The sequence below is a fragment of the Martinezella calliandrae genome, from assembly GCF_030272695.1.
In the GTDB taxonomy this organism is placed as follows: domain Bacteria; phylum Pseudomonadota; class Alphaproteobacteria; order Rhizobiales; family Rhizobiaceae; genus Rhizobium; species Rhizobium calliandrae.
On sequence record NZ_JARFYN010000009.1, the window covers coordinates 155566 to 178894 of the forward strand.

Annotated in this window: 21 protein-coding genes and 2 pseudogenes; 15 read left to right on the forward strand and 8 right to left on the reverse strand. The window is 57.9% G+C overall.

All coding sequences use genetic code 11. The annotated features are described in order from the left end of the window. Positions 1 to 13: 13 nt before the first annotated feature. Entirely contained in the window at positions 14 to 532 is a 519-nt protein-coding gene (locus PY650_RS09445; protein ID WP_285878891.1) for a DUF1269 domain-containing protein, read from the reverse strand. A gap of 507 nt (positions 533 to 1039) precedes the next feature. Between PY650_RS09445 and PY650_RS09450 the strand changes: the two genes are divergently transcribed. Then, complete coding sequence (locus PY650_RS09450; protein ID WP_285878892.1) at positions 1040 to 1816, forward strand: SDR family oxidoreductase; 777 nt, start codon at positions 1040 to 1042, stop codon at positions 1814 to 1816. Between the two features lie 149 nt (positions 1817 to 1965). Further along, positions 1966 to 3024 carry a helix-turn-helix transcriptional regulator gene (locus PY650_RS09455; protein ID WP_285878893.1) on the forward strand — a complete coding sequence of 353 codons (1059 nt, stop codon included), beginning with the start codon at positions 1966 to 1968 and terminating at the stop codon, positions 3022 to 3024. A 137-nt stretch (positions 3025 to 3161) separates the two neighbouring features. On the opposite strand, the gene PY650_RS09460 is transcribed toward PY650_RS09455, so the two are convergent. Beyond that, complete coding sequence (locus tag PY650_RS09460) at positions 3162 to 4301, reverse strand: helix-turn-helix transcriptional regulator (protein WP_285878894.1); 1140 nt, start codon at positions 4299 to 4301, stop codon at positions 3162 to 3164. 632 nt (positions 4302 to 4933) lie between these two features. On the opposite strand from PY650_RS09460, the gene PY650_RS09465 reads away from it, so the two are divergent. From PY650_RS09465 to PY650_RS09475, 3 genes are all read left to right on the forward strand, one after another. Continuing rightward, positions 4934 to 5605: a helix-turn-helix domain-containing protein gene (locus PY650_RS09465; protein WP_285878896.1), complete on the forward strand. Its 672-nt coding sequence runs from the start codon at positions 4934 to 4936 to the stop codon at positions 5603 to 5605. A gap of 156 nt (positions 5606 to 5761) precedes the next feature. Next, entirely contained in the window at positions 5762 to 7039 is a 1278-nt protein-coding gene (locus PY650_RS09470) for a glycoside hydrolase family 5 protein (RefSeq protein WP_285878897.1), read from the forward strand. Positions 7040 to 7251: 212 nt separating this feature from the next. Beyond that, on the forward strand, positions 7252 to 8994 hold the full coding sequence (locus tag PY650_RS09475) for a GMC oxidoreductase (protein WP_285878898.1): 1743 nt from the start codon (positions 7252 to 7254) through the stop codon (positions 8992 to 8994). Positions 8995 to 9153: 159 nt separating this feature from the next. On the opposite strand, the pseudogene PY650_RS09480 reads toward PY650_RS09475, so the two are convergent. From PY650_RS09480 to PY650_RS09500, 5 genes and pseudogenes are all read right to left on the reverse strand, one after another. Continuing rightward, a pseudogene (locus PY650_RS09480) lies at positions 9154 to 9300 on the reverse strand (NnrS family protein); the annotation flags it as partial. A 136-nt stretch (positions 9301 to 9436) separates the two neighbouring features. Further along, positions 9437 to 10228, reverse strand: coding sequence for a sulfite exporter TauE/SafE family protein (locus PY650_RS09485; RefSeq protein WP_285878900.1), 792 nt, complete (start codon positions 10226 to 10228; stop codon positions 9437 to 9439). A 66-nt stretch (positions 10229 to 10294) separates the two neighbouring features. After that, on the reverse strand, positions 10295 to 10735 hold the full coding sequence (locus PY650_RS09490; protein ID WP_285878901.1) for a DUF6691 family protein: 441 nt from the start codon (positions 10733 to 10735) through the stop codon (positions 10295 to 10297). Beyond that, positions 10735 to 11163 (reverse strand): YeeE/YedE family protein, encoded by a 429-nt coding sequence (locus tag PY650_RS09495; protein ID WP_285878902.1) that lies wholly within the window; start codon positions 11161 to 11163, stop codon positions 10735 to 10737. The genes PY650_RS09490 and PY650_RS09495 overlap by 1 nt, the downstream gene beginning before the upstream one ends. Positions 11164 to 11168: 5 nt before the next feature. Further along, complete coding sequence (locus PY650_RS09500; RefSeq protein WP_285878903.1) at positions 11169 to 12107, reverse strand: MBL fold metallo-hydrolase; 939 nt, start codon at positions 12105 to 12107, stop codon at positions 11169 to 11171. Between the two features lie 127 nt (positions 12108 to 12234). Between PY650_RS09500 and PY650_RS09505 the strand changes: the two genes are divergently transcribed. From PY650_RS09505 to hemN, 9 genes are all read left to right on the forward strand, one after another. Further along, positions 12235 to 12882, forward strand: coding sequence for a peroxiredoxin (locus PY650_RS09505; protein ID WP_285878904.1), 648 nt, complete (start codon positions 12235 to 12237; stop codon positions 12880 to 12882). Continuing rightward, the gene (locus tag PY650_RS09510) at positions 12879 to 13286 is read left to right on the forward strand and encodes an ArsR/SmtB family transcription factor (RefSeq protein ID WP_285878905.1); all 408 of its coding nucleotides are present in this window, start codon (positions 12879 to 12881) and stop codon (positions 13284 to 13286) included. Before PY650_RS09505 ends, PY650_RS09510 begins: the two co-directional genes overlap by 4 nt. Positions 13287 to 13434: 148 nt before the next feature. After that, positions 13435 to 14475, forward strand: a complete 1041-nt coding sequence (locus PY650_RS09515; RefSeq protein ID WP_285878906.1) for a patatin-like phospholipase family protein — start codon at positions 13435 to 13437, stop codon at positions 14473 to 14475. A 3-nt stretch (positions 14476 to 14478) separates the two neighbouring features. Further along, the gene (locus tag PY650_RS09520; RefSeq protein WP_285878907.1) at positions 14479 to 15933 is read left to right on the forward strand and encodes a GntP family permease; all 1455 of its coding nucleotides are present in this window, start codon (positions 14479 to 14481) and stop codon (positions 15931 to 15933) included. Between the two features lie 125 nt (positions 15934 to 16058). Then, positions 16059 to 16571 (forward strand): universal stress protein, encoded by a 513-nt coding sequence (locus PY650_RS09525; RefSeq protein WP_285878909.1) that lies wholly within the window; start codon positions 16059 to 16061, stop codon positions 16569 to 16571. A 167-nt stretch (positions 16572 to 16738) separates the two neighbouring features. After that, complete coding sequence (locus PY650_RS09530; RefSeq protein WP_285878911.1) at positions 16739 to 17065, forward strand: Rossmann-fold NAD(P)-binding domain-containing protein; 327 nt, start codon at positions 16739 to 16741, stop codon at positions 17063 to 17065. Between the two features lie 2 nt (positions 17066 to 17067). Then, positions 17068 to 17331 (forward strand): hypothetical protein, encoded by a 264-nt coding sequence (locus tag PY650_RS09535; protein WP_285878932.1) that lies wholly within the window; start codon positions 17068 to 17070, stop codon positions 17329 to 17331. Positions 17332 to 18236: 905 nt separating this feature from the next. Continuing rightward, a complete protein-coding gene (locus tag PY650_RS09540) occupies positions 18237 to 19916 on the forward strand; it encodes an FAD-dependent oxidoreductase (protein ID WP_285878912.1) in 1680 nt (559 codons plus the stop codon). A gap of 533 nt (positions 19917 to 20449) precedes the next feature. Then, positions 20450 to 21802 carry an oxygen-independent coproporphyrinogen III oxidase gene (gene hemN / locus PY650_RS09545; RefSeq protein WP_285878914.1) on the forward strand — a complete coding sequence of 451 codons (1353 nt, stop codon included), beginning with the start codon at positions 20450 to 20452 and terminating at the stop codon, positions 21800 to 21802. A 141-nt stretch (positions 21803 to 21943) separates the two neighbouring features. On the opposite strand, the gene PY650_RS09550 is transcribed toward hemN, so the two are convergent. Beyond that, a complete protein-coding gene (locus PY650_RS09550; protein WP_285878916.1) occupies positions 21944 to 22387 on the reverse strand; it encodes a pseudoazurin in 444 nt (147 codons plus the stop codon). 67 nt (positions 22388 to 22454) lie between these two features. Here PY650_RS09550 and PY650_RS09555 point away from each other — a divergent pair. Beyond that, positions 22455 to 23162, forward strand: a pseudogene (locus PY650_RS09555) (HAD-IC family P-type ATPase); the annotation flags it as partial. Between the last annotated feature and the right edge of the window lie 167 nt (positions 23163 to 23329).

The window sequence follows — 23329 nt, forward strand, 5'->3', positions numbered from 1 at the left end:
GTGTCGCGCGAAACTACGTCTTTGTGCCGTCCGCTTCAGCCGCCTTGGAAGCACTTTCAAGAGCGTCGCGAAGGATCTGTTCCTTGGTTTCGTCGAGTGACGTCTTGAGCACGTGGCCGCCGTATCCCTGGATTTCTTTCAATACCTTGTCGGAGGTGATGGACTGGACCAGCAGAAATAGGGCGCCATTTCCTGGGTGCAGGCTGGCGGCAAGATCCTTCATGAAGGCGTCGTTTATACCGACATCGGTCAAGGCGCCGCCAATGGCGCCCGATGCGGCACCGACGGCCACGCCAAGGATCGGGTTGAGGAACAACACGCCTATGAGCAAGCCCCAGAAGCTGCCAGAGATCGCGCCGGTCGCCGTCGTATTCATAAGCTGGTTGAGCTTGATCTTTCCAGACTCGGTCTTGGTGGCGATGACAGCGTCGCCAAGCTTGATCAAATATTCCTTCTGCAGCTCAAGGAGCCGTTGCCGGACTTCCTCGGCCTTAGATTCCGTGGGGTAAACGATGACGATGAGATCTGACATGTGAGCTCCCTCGACGACACTGGGTTGGATCACAGGCATTGTATGTTTTCGGCTTTGCGAAGAAATTAGTTCAGAATCTCGCAACTGTGCGCACAGTCTCTTTCTGACGTGGCAATCGGAGGTCGCTCGCATCTCCAGCACTTACCGGCAGCAGTGTCCGAGGCCCGTCGCGGCGATGCGGGCCCCAGTGGGACGGGAGCGATGGGCAAACCTGGTCCTGCAATGCAATATATGGGATTCTGTGATCAGAATTGAGATTTCACGCCATTTCAAGCCCAGCTCATCCACGCTACAAAATTGGTGCTAGATATTCCGAATTGTGTGGCCAGACAGGCAATGGTTGCATCGGCCTGTTTCCAGATCTGCTTCAACGTCAAAACGTTGGAGGGGACGCCAGCCGAAATCTTGCACAGTTTTTCGGCATCTCGCTTTAGGACGTACGGCGCTGCAGCCCTCTCGGAACCGGAAGGAAGATTTTCTGCGGGTTTCAGGGAAGGAGATGTCATCTTGAAAGGGCGGGTGGCAGTCGTAACGGGTTCGACGAGCGGTATCGGCCTTGGAATTGCGTGCAAGCTAGCCGCAGGCGGCGCCGATCTTTTGATCAATGGGCCTGGAGATGCCCGGGCGAATGAAGCGCTCTGCCGGGAAATCGCCAAAGTCTATGGCGTTCGGGTGGTGTTCGGGGCAGCAGATCTCTCGAACGCGGAGGAGGCCATCGAGCTCATCGGCCATGCAACCGATGCCATGGGGCGTATCGATATCCTGGTCAACAATGCGGGCATTCAGCCACCTGATTCCGCGCTGACATCTGCCGCGAAGCAATGGGATGTAACAATCGCAATCAATCTGACAGCCGTCTGGCTGACGATACGTGCGGTTCTTCCACAGATGCTTGAGCGCCGTTGGGGAAGGATCATCAATGTTGCGCCCATGTGCCGGGCCGATGCGGAAAACAAAAGCGCCGCCCAGGCATCGAAATACGGCGTGATTGGCTTGACGAAGGATGTGGCGGTCGATCTCGCGGGCTGCGGTGTTACCTGCAATGTGATTTGTCCGGGCTGGGTGCCCAGCCCTCATGTCAGCACGATCAGTAACGATGCCAAAGGTGCCAACGATCGCCGCCCTAAGACCCGCCGGAAAACACCCGTTGGAGAGTTGCAACTATCCTATGAGCTGAAGGCGCCGGACCAGCTCGGTTCACTCGCCGCCTTTCTCTGTTCTGATGCTGCAGCTCAGGTAAACGGCGTGGCGCTGCCCGTCGACGGAGGCTGGTTCGGGCGATGATCTGGCGCCGCCGCGCGCTCATTCCCATGACGCCGATCTTCACCCGCCTATGTCTAATCTTCACGAGCACGTTCAACGCATAGCAACTATCAATAATCTTGCCTACGGCAGACGTGGCGTGGGGCCCACCAATCATCGGGAGCGTTCATATGTTCAATATGTCTAAGCTCTTGCATGCCATCGACGTCGCAGGTGTCGGCGACACGCTGACTGCTTCGATCGATTTCACCACACTGGAATATCCGCCGCACGAGCAGTTCGATGCCTTTCGGTCCATGAGGGAAGGGGTCGAGGAGGGTCGGCTTGTCCAAAGCAATGGCGCCACTTTTCCGGCGCGCCAGGTCGTTTGGGATCTCGGGAAGATGGTCTTCGCCTATACCAGGCTTCCCGGCGACGGTTGTATTTACGGGTGGCGCCATCTGAGGAAGCCGATATTCGACCATTGGTACATCTTGCTACCTCTTCAGTCCTCCGGGTACAACGATTGTGAGGAAATTCCGGCCGGCATGCCGACATTGCACTGCCTTGAAAGGCCGTTTGAATCGCAAACAGCAGCATCGGGCAGTTTGGCCCTTTACGTGCCCCACGACTTGTTCGTGGCCGGCGACCATATGGCAAACGTCGAGTTCGGCGGCGGGCTAGGCTCGCTGCTGGCGGATTACATGCTGCTTCTACACAGGTCGTTGCATGAGGTCCGATTGACCGAGACTTCCTATATCGTCGATGCCACTCGTGCCCTTCTTGCTGCATGTGTGGCTCCATCGCGCGAGGGCATCGCAAAGGCACAAAGTCCGATCGATCGGACGATCATGGAAAGGGCGCGACAGCTGATCGCGCGCAAGCTTCTGGATGCCGATTTGACGGTCGACAGTCTTTGCCGGGATCTCGGCCTTTCGAGGGCACGTCTTTATCGGCTTTTCGAAGCGGACGGCGGCATCCACGCCTACATTCGTCGCGAAAGGTTGCTTCAAACCCGTAAGGCGCTTTCCAACCAGGACGACCGGCGGCCGATCTGCCAGATCGCCGAGCAATGGGGTTTTATCGATCCCTCCGCCTTCACTCGGGCTTTCAGACACGAGTTTGGTATATCGCCACGAGATGTTCGCTCGCAAGCAATTCGCGACAGTCTGCGCGTTTTCTCCGAGACCGGGACACGGCTTGCCTTGCAGGGGCAGAGCCTTGGTAACATGCTATCCCTCGCTGGATAGATGACGTCCAGGCGCGGGCTGGCCTCAGCCACAATCAAATCAACCGCGCTTTGACGGTCTTTGCATCTGGTTTGTGGACATATCGAATCTTCGCCGACGAAATTCGCGCATAGGATGGAAACAGACCTAGCCGCCGATTATCCGTCGTCACGGCCCTCAATGAGGGAAGGGGCACGGCCGTAGTGCATATGGTAGGCGCGCGAAAAGCTTGAATAGCCTTCATAGCCGACGCGCCGCGCGATTTCGCTGATCGACAGCTGCCCAGCGCTTAGCAGATCCCTGGCTTCTTCCATTCGCACCATCTGCGCATAAGCATGGGGCGTGGCACCAAATAGCTCGCGAAAGCCTATCGTCAGCTCATTGTGGTTAAGTCCGACACGAAGTGCCATCTGCTTGATGGTGGGTTGGTTGTGGATCTCTCTCCTGTAGATCGCCGCTGCGGTTTTAATCGCTTGGGCCTTGCTCTCGGCGGAGCGCAAACGGATTGCCCTTCGCAGGGCAAGGCCATTGAGCTGGGCAACGACATCACAGATGATCTCGATCGTCTTCGCCTTGAGATACATCGTCTTCAACGGCTCTTCGTACCTGCAGGAAATAATCTGATCTGTGGTCGTGATGATGGAGGGTGTTGGCGGCAGCCTCAAGGCATCGGCCATTCCCACATCCGTGAGGAAGATTGGCTTATACAGCGCCGGAATGTTGTCTGGCCTCAGCCCGAAGTGATCGAGGAAATACTGTCTGTCGCAAGCGATCATAATCCCGCGAAATTTTGCTCCGACCGCGGTTTCCGAGATGGAGCGCGGGCAATTGGTGATCTGGATCTGCGCTGGGTTGACGCGTTCGACATGCTCACCAACACAGCGCTGATAAGAACCCTTGATGGTTATTTGAATGCAGATGAGGCCTCCGCGCGCCATTGCTATGCTATGGGATTGAAGGACTTCGAAATTCTGCACGTAAAGGAAGATGAAATCGTCGATCCGCCGATATTGGCCGTGTTCCCTGGCGCGGAAAATGCCCTCGGTGGGCCCAAGCGCATCGCTAATTCGCACGAACTCGTTATGGCGAAGTTCGCTCTGGATACCCCTCAGATCAAGTTCCAAGGATTTATGCTCCAAGGATTTTTGCATAGCGACTAACCGTAAGACACGTCTACGATAAGTTGAAGCTGATGTGGATGTCAGGTTCGGGCCTAAGCCTGACTCACGGGCAAGCCTGCAGAAGCAAAAGCAGTATTTTTCAATGGGGAAAATAATTCGCAATCGCTTAAATAACAAGTCTGAAATCGTTGGTAGAGTCGATGGTTGACAACAATCGATGATGGACTACCTTGTAATTGCGGTTGCGTCATTTTGGCATGAAATGCGCCGCATGGTTTTCCAGTTGACCAGCGAAAGACCGGCAGAAATCCGATTGCCACAGGCATTTCAGAGGGATTCCTGACCATAATAAGAACAGGATTGTGGACGTGTAAGCAGCTTCGTAGGCCTTAGCGCTTTGGAGTACGTCGATGACCAGTATGTCTCCGTTGAAAATCGATGATCGCAAACAGCTTCGTGATGGCAGGTTGTCATGCTCTATAGACTTTACGACGGCTGCTTTCCCTCCGAGAGATCAATTCGACGTTTTTCGCGCCGCTCACGAAGGCGTTTGGGATCTCTCTCTCGCCAAGAGCGAGGATGCGTCTTTTCCCGCACGCCAGATGGTTTGGGACCTTGGAAAGCTGGTTTTTACGCGGACCAAGCTACCGGGACAAGGATATGCTCACCACTGGCGGCATATCAGAAAAACCAGGCTTGATCATTGGTACGTCCTGATGCCGTTTCACTCATGCAAACCTGGCGACGCTCCCGCGAAAGGCCGGGCTTCGCCGGGCCTTTACTGCCTGTCAAAGCCTTTCGAAGCGGAGATGGAGGCGGATGGAGCCCTCACCTTGTTCATGCCGCGCGACCTGTTCGCCTCGTCCTTCGAGTTCGATGACAAGCTGAACGCGGAGGCCGCGGGCCGGCTTGGGTCGCTGCTGGGAGACTACCTGCTGCTCCTCAATCGATCCTTGCCTGAGCTCAAGACAACGGAACTCCCTCATGTCGTCGAAGCTACCCGTTGCCTCATGGAAATGTGCTTGGCGCCGTCGCGAAACCGAGTTGCGGAGGCTAAAAAACCGATCAATTTGATATTGATGGAGCGCGCACGACGGTTGATCGACCAAAGGCTTGCACAAGCCGATCTGACCCCGGATACGCTCTGCATCGCACTCGGCGTATCGAGATCCCGCCTGTACAGACTATTTGAACCGCTTGGAGGCATATCCGCCTATATCAGACGTCAGCGTCTGCTTCGCACGCGCGACGCCTTGTCCGACAGTTGCGATATGCGTCCAATCGCGTGCATAGCGGAGCAGTGGGGTTTCTACGATGCTTCCGCGTACAGCCGAACCTTCCGGCACGAGTTCGGCGTAACCCCCAAGGAAGCAAGAGAGGCCGGATGGAATGGCTGCGGATATCTCGTCGGACAATCCAGGCCTCAGGAACCCAATCGCGTCTCAAGCCTAGAATACCTGTTGCGCGGCCTTTCCGCCTGATTCCAGGCGTTATCTCATGCGTCATCGTCGACCCCGATGTGAAAAAAATTGTCATGACAATAGCGCTCCGCAATGCAAATCAGAGCGAAATCAAGCCTAAGGGGCCTTGCCTTGGCCCCATCCGGCGCCAAACTGGTGAAAACGTTGGATGTACCGATGAAACACCGTCTGCTTGCGCTTGCCGTTCTGTTGGCCGTGTCTCTGGTCCTCTTTTCACCAGCAGCCCACGCGGAGGGGTTCGTTCATGCCGATCACCAGCGGATCGTCGACGGCGACGGCAAGCCGCAAATCCTGCGCGGCATGGGGTTGGGAGGATGGATGGTCCAGGAAGGCTATATGCTGGGCCTGTCCAATCTTGGCGCCCAGCGCGTCATCCGCAGCCGCATTTCAGAGATCATCGGTGCGCGCAAGACCGAGCAGTTCTATCGGTCGTGGCGCGACAATGCCGTTACGCAAGCCGATATCGACGCAATGGCCGGTTGGGGCTTCAACAGTGTTCGACTGCCGATGCATTGGAATTTGTTCATCAAAGATACGGCAGGTAAGAGTGGCCCCGGTAAAATCGTCTGGAATGTGGAAGGGTTTCGGCGCGTCGATGCCTTGATCGCTTGGCTGAAGGCCAATCGCATGGTTCTGATCCTCGATTTGCACGCCGCGCCCGGCGGCCAGGGCAATGATCTGGCGATTTCGGACCGCGATCCCCAGAAGCCGTCGCTGTGGGAGAGCGGCGACAATCAGGCGAAGATGATCGCGTTGTGGATGGAAATCGCCCGGCGCTACAAAGAAGAGCCGACCATTGCCGGTTACGATCTGCTCAACGAACCGAACTGGGGTTTCCAGGACAAGACCGACATCCATGGCTGTAGCGAAACCGGCAACAAGCCGCTGCGGGACCTTTACGAGCGAACCATCCGGGCGATCCGCTCCGTTGATACCAATCATATGCTGATCATCGAAGGCAATTGCTGGGGTAACAACTATGCCGGTCTGCTGCCCGTCGCCGACCGCAACACGGTGCTGAGTTACCACAAATACTGGACCGCCACGACGCAGGAGACGATCGAGCCTTTCCTGAAACTACGCGCGCAATACGACATGCCGCTGTGGAACGGCGAGACGGGAGAGAACTCCAACGACTGGTATGCCCGCGCTGTCGAACTGGCGGAGAACAACGATATCGGCTGGTCTATGTGGCCGCTGAAGAAGATCGGCAGCAACAATCCGCTCGAAATTCCTGCCAATAGCCAGTACCGCAGTTTCGCCAGCTATCTGCGTGGTGAAGGCGAGAAGCCCAAAGCTGGCGATGTTTTCGCCGGGCTGATGCGCCTGGCCGCCGACAGCCGGTTTGACAGGAATATCCGGCACGCGGATGTGATCGATGCACTGTTGCGCGCCCCGCATAGCGGTCGTCCGATTTCCGATCAGGAGCCATAGGAGCATCCGGAAGAAGATCCAACTTCCGATTGGCAAGTTTCGACATCGCCGCACAAGCTAGTCTTTGGTGTTAGGCGCCGACGCATCATGGTATCGAATTTATACCGGTATTAAGGTTTCCGACTTTTTGGTTACTTGTCGAAAATTTCGGAAAGGCTAATGTATCGCCGTTGGCATCCGAATATCTGTTTGTATTGACGGAAATGACCCTGATGAAAATCGAGCGCCTGTCCAACTATGACTACAATTCGATCATTGCGGCGGACCTCGTTGTCGTAGGGGGTGGTCCCACGGGGCTGACAATAGCAGCGCAATGCGCTGGGGCGGGCAGACGGGTGCTCGTCGTCGAAAGTGGGCTTGAACTCGAAAATCCGGAGCATTCGGCACTCAACGAGGTCGAGAACGTTGGCCAGCCGATGTCCGAGGCGCAGTTTTGCAAGCGGATAACATTTCACAGCCCTCAAGCTGAGTTTTGGTCTCAGGAGGTGCAGCCCTTCGGTGTTCGCTGCCGGGCGCTCGGCGGATCGACACATGCCTGGGCTGGGAAATCGGCACCCTTCAGCCCCATTGACTTCAAGGCTCGCGCTTGGGTCCCAAATTCGGGCTGGCCGGTCGATCGCGCGCACATCGATCGTTATCTCCAGCGTGCAATGGAGGTGCTGAACCTCAGCCCCAAGGAGCCGCCGGGCCGTTTTGAAGAGGAGGGACTTCATTCCTTCTATTGGCAGTTTGCCCGCTCGCGGGTGGATCGGCTCGACGTCATGCGCTTCGGGAGCGAATTCATGGCGCGACGGCCGGATAACACTCATGTTCTTCTGAATGCGACCGTGACGCATGTCGGCCTGAGCCCAGACGGATCGCGTTTCTCACATCTCGACGTCGCAAGCATGGAAGGCAAGCGCGCCCGCATCGAGGCCAAGTTGTGCGTGCTTGCCGCGAGCGGGATTGAAAACGCCAGGCTGCTGCTAGCATCCAACGATGTGTATTCGAACGGAATTGGCAATCACCACGATGTCGTCGGGCGCTATCTGATGGATCATCCAGGAGCGCGCATCGGCAGAATTCCGACCGACCAAATGGCCGTGCTTGCCAAGCTGTTCGGCTTCTTCGGCGTTCACCACAATGGCCGTGCGCACATGTTCATGCATGGCTTGGCGCTGACACCGGAGATACAGGAGCGCGAGCAGCTGCTGAATGCCGCCGTCTACTTCGTCTCAGAGCGCGCACTGGACGATCCGTGGGATGCATTGAAGAAGCTCTTGCGCAGGCGCAGTACGAATGTCGGACGCGACCTGCTTTCGGTTGCGTCAGGTTCCGGACTTATTGCGAAGGGAATCGGAATGAAGGTCCTTTCCGACAACCGGACTCCCAAGGTCTTCAAGGATCTTGTGGTCAATACCGCAATCAGGCTGTCCCCGAATGTCGTCGCCAATGAATTCCAGGATCATGGCGTGCCGCACAAGCTGATCGGCTTGGGGATTGATGCGATCTCGGAGCAGATTCCGAACCCCGACAGCAGGATCAGTCTGAGCTCAAGGAAGGACCGGTTTGGCATTCCGCTCCCTAAGGTCGATTGGCGGATCAACGATGTCGAACGCCAGACGCTGCTCAGGATCGCCGAACTCTCACGCTCGGCCCTGATAAGCGCTGGCCTGCCTGCCCCGATGCTTGAAAATTGGGCACTCGAACGAAGACCACAGGATGTCGTCATCATCGACATGGCGCATACGCTTGGCACGACGCGGATGTCGGACAATGCGAAGACAGGCGTTGTCGACCAGAATTGCAGGGTCCACGGCTTACCCAATCTCTATGTTGCCGGCGGATCGGTGTTCCCGACCAGCGGCCATGCAAATCCCACGTTAATGATCCTGGCCTTTGCCATAAGGCTCGCCGATCACCTGAATTCGGAACTGGCAAAGGGTTTAGTCCTAGCTGGAAGTCAATCGGGATAAATTTTCAGGGTCGTCGATCGAGGGATCTGGTTTCGCAACAGCAAGAAGGGCGTCCAGCCGTTCGATTTCAACACGTGAGCCGTGTACCTTTACACCGTGAGTCCCAGAGTGGCAAAAGCGCGCGCCATAGCTACCGCCTACCGTAGTGCTCCCCATCTATGCCATCATCCAAAGCGCCATGGCCACAATGGCCCAAAGGCCAGCGCCAAGGAAGAAATTTCTGAACCCATAGGAGAAGATCACAGGTCCCGTACTTGCGATCCCCCTCGGGGCCGCCCGGCGTACCTTCTGTTCGACTTCACTCATTTCGTCGCTCCGCAATGCTGCTGTCGCCGATTTTTTTAAGCAGGGAGGGTCTTGCCTCCTTGTCGGGACGCAAGCGGCGAGAGGGTATCGTCAAGTTAGCGAACTCGGATCGCCACTAGGGCGTGAGGGGCGATTTTCAGGCGTTTAACATCTGTCCGCCGCTTCGATAGAGCATGTAGGCTGCAACAACGAAGATAAGGGTGGCAAAGAGGCTGTTCAGCGCACCCTTGCGCGCGGAAAGATGCCTGGCAAGAAAGGCGCCAAGCAGTCCGCCCGCGATGCCGCCGCCAATGAAGATCGCGGCCAGGGGCCAGTCGACATATCCGGATATGGCATAGTTCACGGCCGTGGTCAGTCCGAAGGCCGTCACGGCTACGAGGGAAGAGCCGATCGCATAGAGGATCGGCATGCCCGTGGAGGCGATTAGTCCAGGGACGATGAGGAAGCCGCCGCCTACCCCGAAGAATCCGGAGAGGGCGCCCGTCAAACCGCCGAAACCGGCGACCTTCCGCACGTTACCTCGCGAACATTGAGCGGCTGGGTCCCCTTCCGCTCCACGTTTGCGCAACATCAGAGCTCCGACGACGAGCATCAAAAGCGCGAATAGGACGAGCAGCTTCTGTCCGTCGACCATCTTGCCGATGCTCGATCCAAGGAAGGCGCCGACAATGCCCGCGACGCTATAGACGCCGGCACAACGCCATTTGACGTTGCCGAGCCTTGCATGACCGACAAGATTAGCCAAGGCATTGGCGGCAACCGCGACGGCGCTTGTTCCGATCGCCAAATGGGCGCTTGGGACGCCGACGACGTAGACCATCAAGGGCACTGCCAGAATTGATCCGCCGCCGCCGAACAGGCCGAGCGTGAAGCCGACCAGTCCGCCGGACAAAGCCCCGAGACCATATTGCATCAGATCGAGGGTCATTTGTGCAGGCAGAGGCTGCCGTCAAGCGGCCCCCTTCTTGAGCGAATGTTCATGGAATTCTCTTTTTCAGTGAGCCCGAAGCGGCGCTTCTCGCCGGGACGAGACGAGGTGGTAGGCAAACATGCCCACGAGCATGGCCACAGCGAAAACGATCGTTTCCCAGCGGCCGGTGACGAGAGATGCGATAGCCGGACCGGGGCACAGTCCGACCAGCCCCCATCCGAGGCCGAACAGAACCGCCCCAGAGACGAGCCTGCCATCGATCGTGCGGCTAGCCGGAACATGGAATTCGGTATCGAATGCCGGTCGAATGCGGCGACGCCGGATTGCATAGGCGACCGACGAGGGGATCAAAGCGCCGCCCATGACAAAGGCGAGCGTCGGGTCCCAGGCGCCGCTGACGTCGAGGAAGGCCAGCACACGCCCGGGATTAACCATGTCCGACACGACCAGTCCGACGCCGAACAGGATCCCGCAGAGGATCGAAACAAGAATGCGTCGCGTCATCACAGACCCCCAATCACGTGGCGTGTCACGAAGACTGTGGCTGCCGCAACCGCCATGAAGGTCACCGTTGCGACAATCGAGCGGGGCGAAAGCCTCGCCAGTCCGCAGACGCCGTGGCCGCTGGTGCAGCCGGAGCCAAGCCGCGTGCCAAAGCCCACCAGCAGACCGCCGATGACCAGAAAAAAAGGCGAGGATGTGATCGCGAGCTCGGCGTGCCGGATATAGACGAACGCAATCGCGCTGCCGCCAAGAATTCCGCTTAAGAAGGCGACGCCAAGCGGGCTGATGCCGACACCCGTCCATCCAAAGGCCGAGGCAGTCAACCCCGATATGCCCGCGATGCGGCCGTTGAGCAGCAGGTAGAGGGCGGCGGAAAGGCCGATCAGAAGGCCGCCGGTCAGCGGCCAGATGAAGTTGAGGTCAGACATATCGGTTACAACGCGTTGACTGGGATCTTCAGGTACTGGACGCCATTGTCCTCAGCAGGAGGTAGCTTGCCCCCGCGCATGTTGACCTGCACCGAGGGTAGTATCAGCTTGGGCATCGCCAGCGTGGCGTCCCGATGGTTGCGCATTTCCACGAATTCATCCTCTGTCACGCCTTGGTGCACATGGATGTTGCCGGTGCGTTCGGCATCCACGGTCGTCTCCCAGGCAAATTCGTCCCGCCCCGGCGCCCTGTAGTCATGGCACATGAACATGCGCGCCTCGCCCGGAAGTTGGGTCAGGCGCTTGATGGACCGATAGAGTGTTCTCGAGTCTCCGCCCGGAAAGTCGCAGCGCGCTGTGCCATAATCCGGCATGAACAGCGTGTCGCCAGGGAAGACGGCGTCGCCGATGACATAGGCCAGGCAGGCGGGCGTATGTCCCGGCACATGAAGGACAATTGCATCCAGATTGCCGATCTTGAACCGGTCGCCGTCCCGGAAAAGCTGGTCGAACTGACTGCCGTCCCTCTGGAACTCCGTACCGGCATTGAAGATCTTGCCGAAGACTTCCTGTACCCGAACGATTTCGTGGCCGATCGCAAGCTCGCCGCCGAGCTCGGATTGCAGAAGTGGCGCTGCGGAAAGGTGGTCGGCGTGGGCATGCGTCTCGAGCAGCCACTGCACTTCGAGATTTTCGGATTTTACGTAATCAATAAGGGCGCGAGCGGACACGTTCATCGTGCGCCCGGACGCGGGATCGTAATCCAGGACGCTGTCGATGATGGCGCAGGCGCTGGAGCCGGGATCGCGGACGACATGGCTGACGGTGAAGGTCGCAGGGTCAAAGAACGATTTGATTACAGGGCGTTGTGTCGAAGTTTCGAGTGCGTGCCGGACGATTTTGGAGGCATGCGAAAGATGCGTATCGGTGATGGAGCCTGACATAGTTTCCTCCTGTCGATGGCGCTAAAATACATATTTACAGTAAGTATGCAAGTGTGTATTTTCAATGGTCATGAAACTGAGCCTCCGCTATAGCCATCTAGCGGCTGTTCGACGGAAAGGATCGGCAATGGAAGCAGTGAATTCGGATAGGGATGAAGCGCCACAGGCCCTTCGGATCAACGACAAAGCGCCAGGCTTTGCCGCCCGTTCCACGGCCGGTGAGGTATCTCTGTCGACTTATCAGGGGCGTTGGCTTCTGTTTTTCTCCCACCCGGCCGACTTCACTTCTGTCTGCACCAGTGAATTCATCGCCTTTGCCCGAGCCCAGGAAAAATTCGCCAAGCTGAATTGCGACCTACTGGGATTATCGGTTGACAGCCTCTATTCGCATGTCGCCTGGCTGCGAGATATCGAACGCAGCTTCGGGGTAAAGGTGCGGTTCCCGGTCATAGAGGACTCCGCGATGGTCATTGCCCGGGCATATGGGATGCTCGACCGGTCCTCGGAAAACAGCGGCACGGTCCGTGCGACTTATGTCATCGATCAGGAGGGCACCATCCGAGCTATCGTATGGTATCCGATGAATGTCGGCCGCTCGGTGGATGAGCTTCTGCGCCTCGTTGAGGCACTGCAAACGTCGGACCGAGAATGTGCGCTCACGCCGGAAGGCTGGCGACCAGGTCAAGCGCTGATCGAGCCCGCAGCATCCTCCATGGACGACGCCGAGCAGGTGATCGAAGGCCAGACCTGGTACTATCGGGAGCGCCGTGCATGAGTGATTTGGCGCTTTTTTCCGACGCGATGCAGGACAAGGCTGCGCAAGCTGCCGACTTCATGCGGCTGTTCAGCACGCCGAGCCGGTTGATGCTCCTCTGCCACATTGCGCAGAGGGAACGTTCGGTCGGCGAGATACAGGACGAACTGGGCTTTAAGCAGCCGGCACTCTCCCAGCAACTGGCCGAACTCCGTCAAGCCGGCGTCGTCCGGACACGCCGCGAATCCCGGCAGATCTACTACTCGATTGCCGATGACCGCGTCGCCGTGGTCATGGAGATGCTTTTGGCAATGTTCTGCGGAACCGTTCCGGTTACCTCCACAGAAGCTCCTGCGGGCCGCGGCGCCGGAGCCGTCTCATTGGGCGAGATGGCGCGCTGGGCGCGGCTCGACAAAACCGACTGAAACCTCAATCCGTGAAGTCGGCGGCGCAACCCGCGGAAATGACATATCGTAGATCGCAAAAGCGATGTCTTATGAAAGCAGAGGATGACTAGCGCACAAATCTGCGATAATGTTTGTGCGCCGCACAATCTAAACATGGGCAAGGCCGATGCCGGCAACTGCGAAGGCAATGCAACGGGAGCCACTTCGCGTCGACCTAGCCCTTCAAGGCGGCGGCGCGCACGGTGCTTTTTCCTGGGGTGTCCTCGATCGCCTTTTGGAGGAGCCATGGCTGCTGATCGAAGGGATTTCGGGCACTTCGGCCGGAGCGATGAACGCGGCGGTCATGGCGCACGGCTATGCCGCCAACGGCGCCGAAGGCGCTCGCGAGGCGCTGGAGGCATTTTGGCGCAAGGTATCCGAGGCGGCGCGCTTCAGTCCCTTTCGACGCGGTCCCCTTGATTTCCTGCTCGGTCGCTGGACGCTCGACCATTCGCCGATTTTCGTGGCGATGGACATGATGGCGCGTGTGTTCTCGCCCTACGATCTCAATCCTGCCGGCTCCAACCCGCTGCGCGCCATATTGGCGGAAACCGTCGATTTCGAGCGACTAGCGGCCAGTCCAATCAAGCTGTTCGTGACAGCAACGAATGTCCGCACCGGCCGCGGCCGCGTTTTCCGCAATGGCGAGCTGACCCCGGACGTGCTGCTAGCTTCGGCATGCCTGCCGACGCTGTTTCAAGCCGTAGAGATCGATGGCGAAGCCTATTGGGACGGCGGTTACGCGGGCAATCCGACGATTACGCCGCTTGCGCGAGAATGTACATCGCAGGACACCATCCTCGTGCAGATCAATCCGGTCGAAAGGCCTGGCACACCTCGGTCCGCACGTGAGATCCTCAATCGTCTCAACGAAGTCTCTTTCAACGCAGTCCTTTTGAAGGAACTGAAGATGATCGCCTTGTTACGGAAGGTCGCACAGTTGGATAACGAGGAGGGCGCGCGCTGGGCGTCGATGCGCGTCCACCGGGTCGCAAGCGACGCCATGACCGACCTCGGCTATTCATCAAAACTCAATGCGGAGTGGGAGTTTCTGACCATGCTGCACAAGGAGGGCCGCAGGTCCGCCGATGCATTCCTAAACGCCCATGGCGGCGATCTCGGCAGCCGCTCGTCGCTTGATCTCGATATATTGCTGGAAGGGGTCTGAAAGGTGGGGCTTCTCGGCATCCTGATTGGGCTCGGGCTGCTGGTCTGGCTCGCCTTCCGTGGTTGGAGCGTCTTGTTGCTGGCGCCGTTCGGCGCGCTCGTCGCCGCGCTCTTTGCCGGCGAACCAGTGCTGGCACACTGGACGCTGACCTTCATGAACAGTGCCGCCCATTTCTTTGCTCAGTTCTTTCCGTTGTTCCTGCTCGGCGCACTCTTCGGCAAGCTGATGGAGGACAGCGGTTCAATAAGCGCCATTGCCGATTTCATGATGCGGCGGCTCGGAAAGAACCATGCAATCCTTGCCGTCGTCATCGCCGGTGCGCTGATCACCTATGGCGGCGTCAGCCTCTTTGTTGCCTTCTTCGTCCTCGCGCCAATGGCGCAGGAACTGTTCCGGTCGGCCGGCATTCCGCGGCGGCTGATGCCCGCGACGATCGTGCTTGGAACATCTACTTTCACCATGTCGGCATTTCCGGGAACGCCATCGATACAGAACGCCATACCGATGCCCTTCTTCGGTACGACGCCGTTTGCCGCGCCGGGACTCGGCATCGTCGCCTCTGCGATCATGCTTGGTTTCGGCCTATGGTGGCTTCGTCGCATCGAGGCGGCTGCGCGCAAGTCCGGCGAAGAGTTCGGAGAGGGCTCGCCCGCGACATCAGACGATCTCGCTTCCGACGAGCAGATGCGTGAACGCGCTTCGGTCGGAAGGGAATTCGACCCCGCCGAAATCGCGCATGGCAAACGTGCCCAAGTGACACCACCCATCCTTATCGCCGTGTTGCCGCTGGCCGTAGTTATCCTCGTCAATCTCAGCATGACGCTGCTAATCCTGCCGTCGCTTGATCTCGGGTTTCTTTCGGAAGCACGGTGGGGTGGGATTTCCCGCTCCGCGGTAAGCGGTGTGTGGGCCGTCGTCACGGCGCTGGGAGCCGCGGTCGCGACCGTCGTCGCGCTGAATTTCCGCCGACTGCCGACATTGCGCGCGACGATGGACGCAGGTGCCAACGCGTCGGTCCTTCCGGCGGTATCCGTCGCCAGTCTGGTAGGCTTTGGAGCGGTTGTCGCTGCAATGCCGGCCTTTGTGATCGTGCGCGACTGGGTGCTCGGTATCGGTGGAGGACCGCTCGTCTCGATTGCGGTGGCCACCAACATCCTAGCGGCGCTCACCGGCTCAGCCTCCGGCGGCCTCACGATCGCTCTCGATGCGCTTGGCGCTACCTACCTGGCGCGCGCGCAGGAGACAAGTCTCGATCCGGCACTGTTGCACCGTGTCGCGGTCATCGGAGCAGGGACGCTGGATAGCCTGCCTCACAACGGGGCAGTGGTTACGCTGCTTGCGGTTTGTGGGTCGACTCACGGCGAAAGCTACCGCGACATCGTTGTCGTCGGCATTATTGGCGCGATCCTGGCACTGATCGCAGTCATTGTTTTGGGAACCTTTCTCGGGTCATTCTGACTTCCTCGGAAAGGGAAATAACGATCGGAGTTGATCCGCCTCAATGCGGTCCGCACAGGAAGGCGTCACTCTAGCGCGCCTGCGCGGCTATTGTCCGAATTGAAACCGGCTCGGGAGGAGACGACATGTATAAGAAGATCCTAATTGCCACGGATGGGTCCGACCATGCACATAAGGCGGCCGAGATTGGTGCCGTTCTTGCAGCGGCATATGACGCCGAGGTCCATCTGGTGCACGTGTTGCTTTCCGGTGAGATCGATGAAGATTTGCGACGCATGGTGGAGACAGAACACCTCGATGATTTGTACTCCAAAGCGTCGGCCGGGCTCGTACCCGGCCTCCCGGCCACATTTTCGTCAAGGGATTCTGCTGGCAACTTTCGCATCTTGCAGGCGCTCGGCACCGAAATTCTCAACAGGGCGAGCACCGACGTCAAGACGCGCGGGGTAAAGCAAGTTTCAACTCATCTCATGGAGGGTGATGCCGCCGAACAGATCGCCAAAGTGGTCGAGGAGGTGCATCCCGACCTCGTCGTCTGTGGAGCAAGGGGCCTTTCAAGCCTATCTCAACTGGTGCTCGGCAGTGTGTCTACCAAGGTTGCCCAGCTGACCACCGTCACCTGCGTGACCGTCCGGTAGTATGCAACAAGGGCGATGATCTGCCTTTGCCGATACGTTAATCCAGCGACTTCAGGTCGCGATTATGGCGTTGTTCGAGAGTGGTTCGACGAGGATTTCCGTCCTCGGGCGGAGGTGTTTGTCCATCGATGGCACAGCCAGATTGGCATCGCGAGCGATGACCGCGTTTGCCTGTGACACCCTCGCTCAGGCTTGACGTCCGCCGCGCTCTCGTGACGAACGCATGTGGCGGCCTTGGCTTGCTGCCGCGACCCGCGCTGGCATCTTCTTGCGCCTCTGTGAGGCTCTGCAATCTCTACGCCGATGCCGTCGCCGCGGCAGCAGGCGCGATGCGCGAAGCTGGCCATGTCGTCGAAACCCTGGTCGTCGACGTGACTGACCTGCCGGCGCTGCATGCGGCGATTTCCGCAGCCCGAGTACCACATATTCGTGAACAATGCGGGCACCAATCGGTCAGGGCCATTCGTCGAGGCAGCCCGAGAATTTCGACCTGATGATGAACCTGAATGTGCGCGCTGCACTTTTTTGCGGGCGCAGGCCGTGGCCGCGGCACAGGATCGCCGCCGGAATCGCGGGTTCCATCATCAACATGTCGTTGCAAATAGGTCATGCCGGCAGTGCCGGCCATTCGCTTTATTGCGCGACCAAATGGGCGATGAGGGCTTCAGTCGCTGCATGGCCTTCAAAGCGGAGCTTTTGCGTGTCCTCAGTCGTCTTTCAAGGGTGGAGGATCTCATGGCGCCGATCGTCTTCCTGGTAAGCGACGCTTCCGCTTTGATGACAGGCTCCGCCCTCATGCTTGATTGGGGAGATGGACTGCAGATTGAACAGCAAATTGGCCGAGCGAGGCGCCGCGGCGCGACATTCAGCATCAATGCCCCGAGGCGCTTCTGCTTGATGAGATAACGTCAGTCCTGGGACCCGGAGCTTGTCGCTGAAGCTCTCGACATTACTCGCGAGCTTGCCCGCGAACGAAAGATCATGATCATGGCGACATACGAAATGCAATGTGCGCGAGAAGTATCAAACTTGGTTGTATTCTTGGAATAGGGGCGCCTTCTAGAACAGGGACTCCCGGAGCAATTCTTCAACGTCCCGGCGGGGCCGTAGACGCGTCTTCCTCAAGCAAATCATCGAGGCAAGGCGGATGTCGCTAGCACACAGTCTAATGCAAGTCTCAATGGAACGCAGAAGCGATCCTCACTTTGCCGCCGATGCGCAACTTTCGTGACTGAATATTGCGGAAAGTCTTTGCTGATGGCCATGTTAGCAAGGAAATAGTCTCCCAAAACTACGGAACTGTTCGCGCGTTCTGGAGGATCGCCCGCGAAAACTGAGCCAAAATCGTGATCGCAATGTTGAGAGCATCAAATTGAGCAGGATGTTTTCTTTTATAGCAATCTCGATCTTCGGTTGCATCGGGAATCCCTTTTGCTTCGGCTGGACGACGAACGGGACGGTAGAGCACGGTAGAGCCAACAAGCTGTGACTAATCCTTTTGCTAGAGGTAAGGGGCCATTTTCATTCTACTTTAAGTGAAATTGTTCTGCCAATGGTGAGGCACTAGCGTGCTGGCACAAGACTAATCCGCAATGCCGTCCAGGGCACGGAGGGGTGATTGCGGCTACTGCCGGAAGGACATTAGCGCGAAAACAGGGGGCGAAGATGTTTGCGGGTCCAGAGGTGTTTCACCAGGGTTTTGACGTGTGCGTCGTGGGCGCAGGTCCGGTCGGTATTGCCGCTGCGCTGGAATTGAGCAGGCGCGGCATGCGAACCCTGCTTGTCGAGGCCGGGCCAAAACAACCGAAACGACCTCAACAAAACGAAACAGGGTTCGACATAGGAGACGATATCCATCACGCCGCGGACCAAGTTACTTCGGCTACCGGACTTGGCGGTACGTCCGAACGATGGGGTGGGCAATGCGTTGAGCTCGATGATATTGACTTCGAAGCAAGAGACTATGTCGCTCACTCCGGCTGGCCTATTGCTCACGAAGAGATTTCGCGTTTCTACCAGCGGGCTCGTGCGCTTTTGAGCAGCAATGTCGCCGGCGAGCGATCGGAGCCGGAATCGGATGCCGATTTTCCAATATCCCGGGAAAGCTGGACACGAATACGCAACACGGCGAGAGCCAACAAGGCTGAGCTCGCTTCTTCGAAGAACCTCTACGTCGTCTTGGACGCGAGGGTCAAAGCTCTGGCATTCGATCCGGGGGAAGAACGGCTACATTCGATATCGATTGCCTGCCGCGGCGATTCCTACAAGCTGTGCGCAGAGCGCTATGTGCTGGCCTGTGGCGGTAGGGGCAATACCCGGCTTCTGCTAAACCTTCAGGTCGCGTTTCCGCAATTGTTCGGTGGAAGCGATGGGCCGCTCGGGCGCTTCTACATGGGGCACCTTGCTGGGCAGATCGCACAGGTCGAATTCACCGCCAAGGAGCATGCCGAACGGTATCTCTTCAAGCGCACATCCACCGGAACCTTCGTGTGCAGTCGGTTTCAACCTGGCCCCAAGCTGCAACGCGCACTCGAACTGCCGAATATCGCATTTTGGCCGACGAACCGGAGGGCCGCTTTCGGTGAGGTCGACGCGGCGCTCTCGCTGCTATATCTCTGGAATAGTAAAAAGGCCGTCGTCCACAAGGCAACATGGCGCGACGCCGACCGATCCCGTTACTATAATGTGCTGCGTAACGTACTGCGCAAACCGTTTGGCGCGAGCTATTCAGCGCTGGAGCTGGTTCGCCAGAAATACGGCCGGGCCGAACCTTATCTCCTGCTGCGCATGCCTGACATGAGATACGGCCTGCGCTACCACGGGGAGCAAATTCCAAGCAGCTCAAACCGCGCGTTCCTCAAGCGCGAGCAAGATGCGGACGGCCAGTTCAAGCTAGACGTCTCATTCCGATATTTGCCACAGGATATCAGCGGCACGCTCCAGGCGCATCTCACTCTCGATCGCTGGCTCAAGGAGCACAAAATAGGCAAGCTGATATTCGACACAGCACCAGGACATCTTGAAGAGCATATCGATTCTCAGGCCAAGGATGGCTATCATCAAATCGGGTTGACCAAGATGGGCGTGGACCGCAAGCACGCCGTTGTCAATCAGGACTGTCGCGTCATTGATATCGCTAACCTCTACGTCGCCGGTAGTTGCGTTTTCCCTACGTCAGGACAGGCTAACCCAACGCTACCCGCTGTCGCCTTCGCCATCAGGCTCGCCGAACATCTCGTTACCGAGATCCGCCGTCAAAGCACGCCGGCCGCTTTGTCGGTGACCAGCCGCTTGGAGCCCCAAATGGCTGCGGTGATACGATCCGCCTTGGATGGCGCGGCTTAAGTGGCCGAATGACATGCGCTGCGTTTGCTGGCGACGTTGGTAAGCGAGTGACACTACTAGCCACTTTAAACATTGAGCATAAGTCGACTGTTTCCGTGCGTGCAACTTTTCGTTACCCGGTTCATCACGACGATCCCGAGAGCCAAGCGCTCGCGGAGTCGGTCGTTCTAAAAAGATAGGGTAATCGGCTTCGAGCCCATCTTCGACCCGGTGAAAGGAGCAGCGCTTCGAGTTGATGATAAACGTGGTCTGACGTCATCAGCCCCAATCATCTGAAAGGAGGGGATTTCCGCCTTAGCGTTGCATCAGTCGTGGAATTTTGTCCTTCGGCCGCGCAATTCAAAGGGCGAGGCGGGCGGCGGCCGCGGCCCGCCAGATAAGCAAGATTAGCCTCGAGGCGGCCGCGCGACTTTGATTGCCAGCAAACAACCTTCATGCTCGTGCCGGTTACAGCCGGTCGTCATTGATTTAGCGCAAGGACAGATCTCGCTTCTGGCGCCAAATGCCCTTCAGTCCGCTTGAAGGAACCAATCATGTCCAATCCCCTGGTCGCCAAATACGGCGAAGCACGGTTGCCGCGCTACACCAGTTACCCGACGGCACCTGCATTTTCCTCGGCGATAGGGCCGGACGCATATGCGCAAGCACTGGCGAATCTCGACCAGGATCGGCCGGTTTCGCTTTATCTTCATGTCCCGTTCTGTCGCTCCATGTGCTGGTATTGCGGTTGTCACACGAGCATCACGCGGCAGGATCGCCCGATTCTTGAATATCTCGATGTCTTGCACCAGGAGATCGAGTTGGTCGCATTTGCTGCGCACAAACCGATCATGGTCGAGAACGTGCATTTCGGCGGTGGGACGCCAACAATCGTCAGGCCGGACGATTTTCGAGCATTAATCAAGAAGCTCAGGAGCGCGTTTGATTTCCAATCTGATTGTAGCATAGCGATCGAAATCGATCCTCGCACGCTGTCGGCCGAAATGGTAGAAGCGCTCGGCGAAAACGGCGTTGATCGGGCAAGCCTCGGCGTCCAGAGCTTCGACCCGATGGTCCAAGCAGCAATCAACCGCAAGCAATCCGTAGAACAGACGAGCGCAGCCGTGTCGCTGCTGCGAGCTTCAGGCGTTTCCAGCATCAATTTCGACCTAATCTACGGACTGCCGCATCAGACGGTTCAATCGTGCATCGATACCGTGAATGCTTCGATTGAGATGCGCCCCGAGCGATTTGCGGTGTTTGGTTATGCGCACATCCCGGCCTTCAAGAAGCATCAGCGGTTGATCGACGACGCAACGCTCCCGTGCGCCGACGAGAGAAACACGCAAGCGGAGGCGATTGCTTCACAACTGGTTGCGGCAGGCTATGTCCAGATAGGTCTCGACCATTTCGCTCTGCCCAATGACACGCTTTCTGTTGCCAGTTCCCTGGGGGAGGTGCGCCGAAATTTTCAGGGATATACGACGGACACCTGCGAGACGTTGATTGGCATCGGAGCCTCTGCCATAGGCAAATTGCCGATGGGATACGTCCAGAACGAGGTCGCACTCGGCACCTATGTCGATCGTGTCGCGTCCGGTGTTCTCGCGACCGCGAAGGGGTATCGCCTGACGGACGAAGACAGGCTTCGTGCCCGCATCATCGAGCGCCTCATGTGCGATTTCTCGGTCGACTTGAACAGCATCACTGAAAGTTCCGGCTTCGACGTCGACTATCTGCTCGTAAACAATGGCAGGCTCAAAGATCTCGAAGGCGACGGCGTGATTGAGATTGATGACGGCAAGGTTACCGTGCGCCAGGAATCGCGTTTCATGATCAGAGCTGTCGCCGCGGCCTTCGACGCCTATCTCGGCATATCCGGGCGAACACACAGCAAGGCGGCCTGAACGGCGCCCGAGCGGGGCCCTTCAGACGTGTCTCGGGCGGCAAAAGCGCATAACCGCTGATCGCACGGGCGAGGCCACGATGCCTAGGACATAAATAGGGTGACCGGGCCTCAGGCCAGGTCACCACTGGCAATTATCGCATTATTGGGTGACCTGCATGAGATCCGCGTCAAGGCGCTTTCGCGCCAGATTTGGAATCCTGGCGGTCTTTATGGCTTCGAGATTTGCCGGATGGTCTCCAACCTGGATAAACGCAACCATGCCCATGCCCGCGTGCGGCGTGCACTTCACGACATAGGCGCCGGGCACATCGAACTTGACCTGATATTGCTCGCTTGCTTTGGATTTGAATTCCGGTGCTCCGGCAGGAATGAGTTCCTTGAATGTTTCGACATTGTGGGTGTTGTCGGTCGGAATGAAGGTGATGGTATCGCCGGGTGCGATCTTGACGAAGCCTGGTTCGAACACCATCGCGCCATCCGCATCCTTGTTGAGCATCTGAATCTGGTGATCTGCCGCCATAAGTGGCATTGCCGAAGCCATCATAGCTGCGGTCGCAGCGATCAGACCGGTTTTGAAACGCATTCTCTTGTCTCCTACTTGCGATGGCCTCTGATTGGTGCCCCCGGCACGTGTAGCCGGCCCGCGGGGCGTCTATCGGCTTGGCAACTTTCAGTTCGCCTGCGCTGCCGTGTCAGGGACCCATGAAGGCAACCGGTCGCTGTCTGAGGTCGTGCTCTCCAAAGGCCATGTCGAACTGGCTCGATTCTACTTCGAAGACAGCTTGCGCCCCGGGGCTTTCGAGGCGATCCGCCAACTCGAAGCTGCCGGCATCGGAAGCTGCGTATTCTCCGGCGACCGAAGAGCGGTTGTCGAGGCGACGGCTCGCCCACTCGTTGCTGATACGTGGTACGCGCAATTGGCTCCCAAGCAGAAGGTCGAGGCCTGTACCGATCTGTGCAGCCAAGGTCACCGGGTCATGATGATCGGGGACGGCATTAACGATGCACCAGCGCTGGCCGCGGCGCATGTTTAAATGGCGCCTGCAACTGCTTCCGACGTTGGTCGACAGGCAGCTGATCTGGTTTTCCTGCACGAGAGCTTGGATGCGGTTCCGGACGCAATTGCTTTGGCGCGCCGTGCGGCTACTCTCATCCGCCAGAATTTCGCTCTGGCAATCGGCTATAACGTGATTGCCGTTCCGATCGCTATCGCCGGCTACGCGACACCGTTGATCGCCGCCATTGCCATGTCCACGTCTTCATTGATCGTGGTGACCAACGCATTGAGGCTCAATGTTCGCCTTGGTCACACCCGACGAAGCGCCGCAACATCATTGATGCGGACCGCCTTTACGTGAACCGATATGCGCGCCACCCTGAGCGCGGCTCGCGAGGCTGGTTGCGAGCCTTCGATTTGGATTCGAACGAGACGGGTTTTTTCACATGCAGAAGGGGCCAGTCTTACGCGATTTCCTGGCCCCCCGTGTTTTGATTTTGGTCAGGCGGTGGGGGGTTTCGACCTCTT